Source organism: Coleofasciculus sp. G2-EDA-02, from assembly GCF_040226375.1.
Taxonomy (GTDB): Bacteria; Cyanobacteriota; Cyanobacteriia; order Cyanobacteriales; family Coleofasciculaceae; genus Coleofasciculus.
This window is the reverse complement of sequence record NZ_JAVKEW010000148.1, coordinates 1-9,495: the sequence shown is the minus strand read 5'-3', so window position 1 is coordinate 9,495 and position 9,495 is coordinate 1. Positions and strand designations below refer to the sequence as shown.

8 protein-coding genes are annotated in these 9,495 nt (G+C 44.2%); 4 read left to right on the top strand and 4 right to left on the bottom strand.

Going from position 1 to position 9,495, the window contains the following annotated elements:
• The first annotated feature begins 338 nt into the window (after window positions 1-338).
• Complete coding sequence (locus RLO19_RS17675) at window positions 339-533, top strand: hypothetical protein (RefSeq protein ID WP_446358471.1); 195 nt, start codon at window positions 339-341, stop codon at window positions 531-533.
• A gap of 418 nt (window positions 534-951) precedes the next feature.
• On the opposite strand, the gene RLO19_RS17670 is transcribed toward RLO19_RS17675, so the two are convergent.
• On the bottom strand, window positions 952-1,098 hold the full coding sequence (locus RLO19_RS17670) for a hypothetical protein (RefSeq protein WP_446358470.1): 147 nt from the start codon (window positions 1,096-1,098) through the stop codon (window positions 952-954).
• A gap of 527 nt (window positions 1,099-1,625) precedes the next feature.
• Here RLO19_RS17670 and RLO19_RS17665 point away from each other — a divergent pair.
• From RLO19_RS17665 to RLO19_RS17655, 3 genes are all read left to right on the top strand, one after another.
• The gene (locus RLO19_RS17665; RefSeq protein ID WP_446358469.1) at window positions 1,626-3,368 is read left to right on the top strand and encodes a pentapeptide repeat-containing protein; all 1,743 of its coding nucleotides are present in this window, start codon (window positions 1,626-1,628) and stop codon (window positions 3,366-3,368) included.
• A 194-nt stretch (window positions 3,369-3,562) separates the two neighbouring features.
• A complete protein-coding gene (metK, locus tag RLO19_RS17660; RefSeq protein WP_446358467.1) occupies window positions 3,563-4,822 on the top strand; it encodes a methionine adenosyltransferase in 1,260 nt (419 codons plus the stop codon).
• Between the two features lie 173 nt (window positions 4,823-4,995).
• On the top strand, window positions 4,996-5,250 hold the full coding sequence (locus tag RLO19_RS17655) for a hypothetical protein (protein WP_446358465.1): 255 nt from the start codon (window positions 4,996-4,998) through the stop codon (window positions 5,248-5,250).
• A gap of 70 nt (window positions 5,251-5,320) precedes the next feature.
• On the opposite strand, the gene RLO19_RS17650 is transcribed toward RLO19_RS17655, so the two are convergent.
• The 3 genes from RLO19_RS17650 to RLO19_RS17640 form a co-directional block, all read right to left on the bottom strand.
• Window positions 5,321-6,832, bottom strand: coding sequence for a DUF6798 domain-containing protein (locus RLO19_RS17650; RefSeq protein WP_446358463.1), 1,512 nt, complete (start codon window positions 6,830-6,832; stop codon window positions 5,321-5,323).
• Between the two features lie 894 nt (window positions 6,833-7,726).
• Complete coding sequence (locus tag RLO19_RS17645) at window positions 7,727-8,914, bottom strand: TRC40/GET3/ArsA family transport-energizing ATPase (RefSeq protein WP_446337638.1); 1,188 nt, start codon at window positions 8,912-8,914, stop codon at window positions 7,727-7,729.
• 53 nt (window positions 8,915-8,967) lie between these two features.
• On the bottom strand, window positions 8,968-9,351 hold the full coding sequence (locus RLO19_RS17640; protein WP_446358462.1) for a DUF2358 domain-containing protein: 384 nt from the start codon (window positions 9,349-9,351) through the stop codon (window positions 8,968-8,970).
• Window positions 9,352-9,495 lie beyond the last annotated feature (144 nt).

Sequence of the window (9,495 nt, the reverse complement as noted above, 5' to 3'; positions counted from 1 at the left end):
AGAGCAGCAAACTGGCTATCGCATCCGCAGGTAGGTCTTTAACACTTGCCGATAACGTAGTGCGCTTAGCACTTAGGCTGGTAAGCACAGCTTTAACTTATTTGGCTAAAGCTCCGTGTCTTTAGACCGGGGTTGCTTACGGCATTACCTAGTTGTACTTCCCAGACTTAATAGTAATCAACATTTCTCCACTGGCACAATTTTTGGGGGACTGTTGGGTGTGTAGGGGTTCTTTTCACTACTATCGTTTCTTGTTTCACCCAGATGTAACTAAACCCGCCCTTTGATCAAGCACTGGATACGATTAAGCCTGTCAGCAAGGTGAATGTCCGCCTGGGGTGCAACCTGTGCGGTTAGTGACAGCAGACGATGTTTGGCAGCATCCGGTGCGAGTGTTTGGCTTTCCCAGTGGACATAATGAGGGTGTTTGGGCGACGGGGGTACTGCGGGGGGAATTAGGCAATGGTTGGATACAGATGGAAGCGGTTAATGTTCCCGGTTATCGGGTAGAACCGGGGTTTAGTGGTGTGTGACGCCCCATGGATTCTTTAACCCTGATACTTTTATCCTGCTTCTCTTTTTCCTCTGGTGCTACAGACGAGCTAATTTTTTGCCGCTGGTTCAACTGTTCAACTATTGAGCCTATTGACTTTCAAGTGACAAAACTATGGCGACACCGCACTTTCTATTAGGAGATCGGATTATTAGCAGATTGTATGATCTTTTAGACAGATTGGTTACAAATTATAGGCAATTTGTAAGGACACGGCATTGCCGTGTCCCTACCATTGGTAATACCAAGAATGGATTCGATATCAAAGGAGAATATCGCCAACAAACAACCCCAGTTCGTAGCGAGCTTGCTGGCTCGCACTACAAGGATGGGAGCCATTATTAACCTTAAGGTTTAAATGCCGAACAGTTTATCCTTTACACCCCCCCCACAACTCACTACGGATCTAACTTCGGCAAACTGATGATATAGCGATCGCAAGATTCTGACAAACCCTGTACCGACAGTTTCCTGTGGTGGAGTTCGGCTAAATGACAACTAAAAAATAAGCCCAAACTTTCATAATAATCTGTTTTCAGCAGCATTTACTTCCCATTCACCATCAAGGTTTTTCACATTGAGACACTAGAAAAAATTGGAGTTGTCAGTGTCAATGAAACCGGAAACGCCGCCTCACCGTTTTGCAGTTGCTTATCTAGAAATAGACAAAATTACTGTATCTAAGCTAACCCATAGTGTTACGCTTCATACATAAGGTTCCCCTTTGAGGTAGAAAAATCAACATAATTTGTAAAAGTAGGGACGTATAGCAGTCATTGGTGTCAACTGAAGCTGAAAGCATGTAGAGACGTGCCATGGTGTGTCTATGAGCAGAGTAGCAGGGGAGACGGGGAAAATAAGAGAGACGGAGATAGGGAAGCAAAGGGTCAAAACTCGCTCAGGGCGGGTTTAGTCACATCTGTTGTGAAACAGAAAAGATAGTAGTGAAAAGAGCCCCGACAAACTCTATCCGACTAGCAAGCCCGTGGGGTCAAAACTCACGCGCCATGCCCTATGCGTGAAGTGAAGGGTCAAAACTTCCCCAATCCCCTTAAATGCAAAACTGGAAACAATGCAAGTCCAGAACTTTCTCACTCGTTACCGACAAGGAGACCGTGATTTTGCCCAGGTTGACCTGAGTGGTGTTAACCTGAAGGGAGCAGATTTGCGGACGATTAACTTGAGCGGGGCTAACCTGACGAACGCCAACCTCAGTTGGGCGTCTCTTGACTATGCAAATCTCAGTGGCGCTTGTCTGCATCAGGCAGATTTACATAACGCAATCCTCAAGCATAGTAATTGTAACCAAGCAATCTTGACCCGTGCCAATCTCAGCAAGGTGGATTTGCACTCAGCCAGTCTTTGCCAAGCCAATTTAAGTTGGGCACAAGCCTCCTACTGTAACTTGAGTGGGGCAAATCTCCAGGCAGCTCAGTTGAATTATAGTAATCTCACCGGGGCTACCCTGGATAAAACCCAGCTAATCAGCACGCAGTTAATGGCGGCTAATCTCTGTCACGCCAGTCTTATTGCTGCCAATCTCACCACAGCCAACCTCCGGGAAGCCTTACTTGAGAGAGCCAATTTACGAGACGCGATATTAGTCGGTGCGACATTAACCGAAGCTAACTTACGTCAAGCTTGTTTGCGCTGTGCCAATCTGACTCAGGCAGAGTTCTATCGAGCCATTTTAACCGATGCAGATCTCAGTGAAGTCACAGGCGATCGCGTAAACTTGAGTCGGGCAAATCTTATGGGGGCGTATTTACTTAAAGCTAGCTTAGTTGGCGCTAATTTGCGACGCACGGTTCTACAAAATGTCTATTGTTTACAGACGAATTTGACGGCGGCTAATCTGCAAGGGGCAGATTTACGACAGGCGGATTTAAGTGGAGCTTATTTAAACGAAACGATTTTAACCGAGGCAAATTTGACCGATGCCTATTTAATTGGCAGCTATTTAATTCGCCCCCAACTTGATCTTGCCAAACTCACCGGATGCTGTATCCACAACTGGCATTTAGAAGAGGTGGATTTGACAAACGTGAATTGTCGCTATCTATTTACTCAGTTTAATTGGGCAACGAAAACAGCGAACAAACGCTATCCGCCTACAGGTGACTTGATACCGGGACAACTGAGTCAAGAGAAAATGACTGATTCGCTTGTGATCGAAGTTCCTTTCTCGGAGATGCCAAATAGAGAGGTACTGGTATTTACCCTCGCCCAAGTTGAACAGGAATATCCTGACCTAAAACTGTCACTCAAAAGCTTGAGTAAAAAAATCGATCACTATATCCTTCACCTATCGGCAAAAACAGGAGTCAATCCCCAAGCGGTGAGTCAACGCATCCTGCAACTCTATCCCCAAATGTACCAGCGTTTTGCCTATCACCATCGAACAATTTGGCAATTGCTAGAGATAGACAAGTCTGGAGACTCCCCGGTGAAATCATCGTTAAATTCTTCTACCTCACCCAACCCGACTCAAGTTTTAGCCAATAATCGCCGCCGTATCTATAAGGAGGTGATTCATCAAATCCAACAAATTATTATATCCCAACCCCCTGACAAATGCGTCGAAGGTATACAGCGACTGTTGGATTTTTTACGTCAACAGAATATTCCCACCCAAGATATTGTGCAAAAAATCATTCGTCAAGCCATGCTCAGGCGGGCGAAACGCGATCCTCTATTTCAAACTCAGTTATTGGCATGGGAAAAAACGGCGGATCAAGCGGCTCGTATGTCTTTGAGCGGGCAAGCCATCCAGGACGCGATCGCGCTTATCCTGTCTCAAGTCCAGCCTCCCTAGAAAACTCTCCCTGACTTCATCTAAACAACTCCCTATTAAACAGTTCTGGATGGGGAATTCCGCACATTCTGTTAAATTTCTGTGAGCAGTGGGCAATCCCCTCGATATATCGTGTATGATAACAAGCTACAACCCTCAGGCACCATCTTAAACCCTTAATCCATAAGCAGCCGTTTATTAAGGAGATTAGTCCATTGCCTCGTCGCTACCTATTCACGTCCGAATCAGTTACAGAAGGTCATCCCGATAAAATCTGCGATCAGATTTCCGATACCATCTTAGATGCTCTACTCACCCAAGACAACCGCAGCCGTGTTGCTGCAGAAGTAGTGGTTAATACAGGATTGGTATTGATTACGGGTGAAATTACCTCCAAAGCCAATGTCAATTACGTTGATATAGCCCGCAAAAAAATTGCTGAAATTGGCTATACCGACGCCGATAACGGCTTCTGTGCCAATAGCTGTTCTGTATTAGTCGCCCTGGATGAACAATCTCCAGATATTGCTCAAGGTGTCACCACCGCCCAGGAAACGCGAGACCAGTTGAGTAACGATGAACTCGATGCTATTGGTGCAGGGGATCAAGGGTTGATGTTTGGTTTTGCCTGCAACGAAACCCCAGAACTCATGCCCATGCCCATTAGTCTGGCACATCGCTTGTCACGGCAGTTAACCGCCGTCCGTAAGTCAGGACAGTTGCCTTACCTGCGTCCCGATGGCAAAACCCAAGTTACAGTACTCTACGAAGATGGCAAACCCATCGGCATTGATACCATCTTAATCTCAACCCAACACACCGCCACCATTGGCGAGATTACCGATGCTGCGGCTGTCCAAGCCAAAATAAAAGACGACCTGTGGTCAGCCGTGGTAGAACCGTCCTTTGGAGATATTGAGATTAAGCCGGATAATCACACCCGTTTCTTAGTCAACCCCACAGGGAAATTTGTAATTGGTGGACCTCAAGGAGATTCAGGTCTCACGGGGCGTAAAATCATTATTGATACCTACGGTGGCTATTCCCGTCACGGCGGTGGGGCATTTTCGGGCAAAGACCCCACCAAGGTAGACCGTTCTGCCGCCTATGCTTGTCGCTATGTTGCCAAAAATATTGTGGCAGCAGGTTTAGCAGAAAAGTGCGAAGTTCAGCTCAGTTATGCCATTGGTGTTGCCCGACCCGTAAGTATTATGGTGGAAACCTTTGGCACGGGTAAAGTTGAAGAAGAAAAATTGCTAGACCTGGTGAAACAGCATTTTGAACTGCGTCCAGCCGGGATTATTCAAGCCTTTAATCTGCTGGAACTCCCGCGATTACAAGGCGGTCGCTTCTATCAAGATGTCGCCGCTTACGGTCATTTTGGACGTCCTAATTTGGATTTGCCCTGGGAACATACGGATAAAGCTGAATTGCTCAAAGAAGCCCTTAAACCATCGTTAGCTGTTCCCGTGTGAGCCAATTAATTAGATCCCTGACTTCTTCAAGAAGTTGGGGATATGAATGAATCTCGTCATTTGTCATTTGTTCTTTGTAAAAACTTAAATTTCCATCTATTGATAGATGTGTACTCGCAACGTTTTAACTAGGTTGAGAGTGAGGATTAAAGAAAAAAAGGACAGGTTACAGTATGGCAGCTTCAACTCCGCTCAAAGGCACTGATTTAGTTGATTGTGCTCAAGCAAATGCCAAGCAGGGACCAGAAACAGCAGCGAAACTTTGTGGCTATGGAGACGATATTCCAACCTTTACAGCGGAACTCAAAAAAGCCTGCGATCGCATGGGTATCGAAATTACTCAAGTCAGCGATTTGATTACTGAGCAGCAGGCTCGAATTAAAAGCGACACTGAAGTTATTGCTCCAGAAACACCAACCAACCTTTAACTAAACCACAGAGGAATCCTTCGCTTGTCAGAAGTTCTCCCATCTAGGGGAACTTTTGGTTCGTGGGGAATCATTGGTTATCAATTTTATAGAGAACCCATTTCCATTCCCTATCTACTACCACACCTGGAATATTGGCATGCCAATCTGAACGGGTAAGGATATAATTAGCATCAAACTTCCTGGCAATAGTTACTAATTCGGCACTACTTCGTTTTTGGAAAAGAGAATCTACATTACGCCAGGATAGCGGAGGTTTTGTTGAGCCTAAAATAGTTTCTACACGATTTGCCCATTCTCGTAGTCCCCTGTCTGTGTAGGGAGAACTATTGAATGTAAAAACGAGGGATCTCTGAGAGTAGAACCTAAATTCTGTTAAGGAAGGAGGAGTTAAGACAAGCGCATCGGGACTACTCTCTTGACGAAATCGTAAAGCTAGTTTAGTCAAGCTATCTCCCGGAACTTGATATAAAGCAATTCTCTTTTGAAAGACATCGGATAAATTACCTGGCAAAACGTTCAATAAACCAAGGCTCAAGAATGTGCAACTGGTGAACGCTAGAGCAGAGGTAGTCATTATCTTAATTCGACGAGTTGCTAAAAAAACCTCTTCCAAAATAAATGGGGAAGCAAGAACAAAGAAAAGAGTGGATTTCCAGAATACACGATTTAATGCATCTGTTAGGGAAGAGGGAGGTGGATAGAAGGCAAAAAGAAGCAGCAAGACGAATACAGTTATCCAAGTAACTGTTCGTGATTGTACTAATTGAAAAGAATCCTTAGCTTTTAGGATGATTAAACCTACAGCTACACCAAATAGAAGTATAGCACCATTATGCAGTATTGGAGTTATAATTAACAGTAAACTAACCACCCTGTTGCCTTTTCGATAATGTTCATAGACCAACACGCTGATAGCGATGAGTACCATCAGTTGCGCGAAGGGAGTCGTTCTTGCTAGCTGTAGCTTGGCGAATAAAGACAAGGGATATATTTCTACAAAAAGGTAACCCAGGAAAATTGCGAAAAATGATGTAAAAATAACGATAACGAGATTAATTTTGTCTTCTGAATCTAAAAATTCGGAACTTTTAATACATAATAGACCTCCAGCCATAAAGAAGACCAAATTTCTCCAGAGTCGCGGGGACCAAGCGGAGGGGATAATATGGTGGGGGAGACGGATGTGTCCGTAGAGGTACACAAATTCTGCATTGTCAATTATTCCACTACCACTATTTCCGCTAACTACCATTGGTACATAAACTAAACAGGCTAAAATACCTAGAGTTAGAAATGGAAATACTACACTTGGCAATTTATTCGTTCTCTTTGCCTCAAGAATAAGCAGCGGAGCCATCAATCCTCCTGGAAGAATTCCCACGAGAAACTGGATCATACATGCTAATCCGAAAAATAAATAGCCTAATATCCAGCGTTTACAGAAACAAAAATAAATTCCCCATATTGTCAAACCCATCGCAAAGATGGCGGGGATAGGTTCTGATCTGAATAGAGATACATACCCAATAGTTCCATCTACAGCAACTAGACCTAAAAAGGCTAATACTGTTGCTGACAAGGTGGCATGACCGAACCGCTTTCCGAGAGCATATAACCCCAATACGAACGAAGAAAAAGATATAAGATAACAAAAAAAGTAGGTTAGGGGTAATCCTAGACCAACTCGTGCTGTGAAATAGATTAAGTATTGATAGTAATATCGTGGTGTGATCTGAAGTGTGTCCTGAACATAAAAATCTTTTGGGTACAATTCGGGATTTAGTAACGATAGAACCGGAGGTACTTCTATAAGATTATTAGACGAAGGAAATTTATAACTATAAGCGATTAGCGAAGCAGATACAATAAATATCCATAGAGAGATTGTTAGGAATGCGTTTTTTGAATAGGTTTTCATTTTTTTCTAAATCTTTAATTGATTGACAGCACTTTTCACCTTTAGGGAATACACAATAATAGCTATTTGCTTCTCACCTCAATTAGGGTCTGTAGTCTACTAACTTGAAAATCGCATTTTAAAATAAAATCAATATATTTATCAGAAAAATATAATATAAAATTGACTAAAAATGTGTACATAATTTACATTTATTTACATAGTGCAATTTATTGTTATATACCTGATCCGAGATTAATTGAGATGACAAAAGACTTTTGACTTTGTACAGATGTTCTGATGGAACGTCTGTATTACAGCAAATTTCAGGTTGATCAAGTACAGTCTATCCCAGCCAGATCCCCGACTTCTTCAAGAAGTCGGGGATCTTTGTACCTCACTTACAGATCAAAACGCTGTCAATGGGTAACTTCCACGACAGTGGTACTAAAAACCTAATTCAGCAATCGGAAAAATCAGGGAAAGTGGCAAAGCCTCAGAAAGAGGAGTTTTGATTTGAATTAAACCAGACACATAACTGAGTCAGGTACAACAACTATCTCTCCTTCCTCATTCCTAAACCTTCGCCGTATCCGCAAAGCGAATCTTGAGATAATCGTCCTCAATCTTGGCGCCGGCGGGTTTGAGCGCGGCTAAGGCTTGGGGGAGGACAAGATTGCGGCGGTGATTGCCAATGCGTATATTTAGCTCATCTCCAGTTTTGTTCAATTGGATATGGTCTTTCGGCACACCGGGTAGATACAGTTCTAAGCTATATTCGTTTTGATTTTGGACAACCCGAATCGTGTTTTCCTGGTAGTAAACCTGAGTGGGGTCTTCTTCGCCATATAAGATTTGCTTGAGTCGTTCTAGCGCCTCAAGTCCGCACATCTCTTCCGCAAACAGGGGAACTTCTTTAACCGGAAGCGGACTGAAATTTTGGTGGATTTCCTGGCGATACTCTTGTTGATGTTCTTTCCAATGTTGGAAGAACGGATCAGTCACTTCGTCGGGGATAATCCGATTGGCGACGACTAAATCTGTAGAAACATTGTACAAACTTAAGTAGGCGTGGGCGCGGAGGGATTCCTTAATCACCATTTTTTCGGGATTGGTGACTAAACGGACTGAGGTTTTGGTATTATCGGTGAGGACTTTTTCGAGCTGTTCAATTTGCTCGTAGAATTCATAGGGAGCGTCCATCACCTCATTATCGGGTAAAGAAAATCCCGCGATAGGTTTGAATATAGGTTCAACCAGAGGTCTCAACGCCACGGACATTTTTTGCAGGGGTTTATAAAAGCGGCGCATATACCAACCCCCGACTTCCGGTAAGCTGAGGAGTCGTAGGGCGGTTCCCGTGGGTGCTGAATCGATAATTAGCACGTCGTACTCGCCTTCGTCGTAGTGACGCTTCATCCGCACCAGACCGAAAATTTCATCCATTCCCGGAAGAATGGCTAACTCTTCAGCCTGAACTCCTTCGAGTCCCCGTGCTTGCAGTACCTGGGTAATATAGCGCTTCACCGCACCCCAGTTCCCTTCTAATTCCATCAGCGCATCCAATTCCGCCCCCCAGAGGTGAGGACGGACGAGTCGGGGTTCGTGACTGAGTTCCATGTCGAAACTATCGGCGAGGGAATGGGCTGGATCTGTACTCAGCACTAAGGTTTTATAACCCAATTCGGCACAACGCAGACCTGTTGCGGCGGCTACGGAGGTTTTACCGACTCCGCCTTTGCCTGTCATTAAAATTACTCGCATAGATAATTCCGCTCACCTGAGAAACCTTTACCTTTATTTACTGTATCGGGTTTTCACCGAAACAGTTGCTTGAGAACATCAAAACGGGGGATATCCCAATAATCGATATGGGAGGAAATTAGTCCATCTGCATTTAGACGTAATTCGCTCCAACCGGGTATAGAAATTCGCGGTTTCCAGGGGAGGGGTGTTGTCCAGCTTAGAGTCCAGCGCGTTTTGATGGTATCGCCGGATTGAGAAATGTCATGCAGGTCAAGTTGGGGGTTGATGAACCAGGTTTGGATAAATCCAATCATTTGTTTGTAGCGATTAAGTCCCCGGAACTTGTTGAGGGGGTCTTTGAAAAAGACATCGTTGGCGTAGATGCTGTAGGTTTGGTCAACAGGAAAGCGTTGATAGTCCTGTTTGAGGATTTCAATAATGTCTTTATTTGTCATTTATCATAAAAATCCTTCGTTGTGGGAAACCCTGTGTCTTTAGACCAGGGAGGAACACGCGGTAGCGGTTTAAGAAGCATACCCCTTTCGGGGTGGAGGGGTATGGTTGCCCCTCCGGTTTTCACCCATTTCTGGGGTAAAGTT

What these genes read in the sequence shown, in the direction of transcription:
- RLO19_RS17645 (WP_446337638.1), bottom strand. Translation starts at nt 8,914, where the DNA reads ATGCGAGTAATTTTAATGACAGGCAAAGGCGGAGTCGGTAAAACCTCC.
- RLO19_RS17665 (WP_446358469.1), top strand. Translation starts at nt 1,626, where the DNA reads ATGCAAGTCCAGAACTTTCTCACTCGTTACCGACAAGGAGACCGTGAT.
- RLO19_RS17640 (WP_446358462.1), bottom strand. Translation starts at nt 9,351, where the DNA reads ATGACAAATAAAGACATTATTGAAATCCTCAAACAGGACTATCAACGC.
- RLO19_RS17670 (WP_446358470.1), bottom strand. Translation starts at nt 1,098, where the DNA reads ATGCTGCTGAAAACAGATTATTATGAAAGTTTGGGCTTATTTTTTAGT.
- RLO19_RS17655 (WP_446358465.1), top strand. Translation starts at nt 4,996, where the DNA reads ATGGCAGCTTCAACTCCGCTCAAAGGCACTGATTTAGTTGATTGTGCT.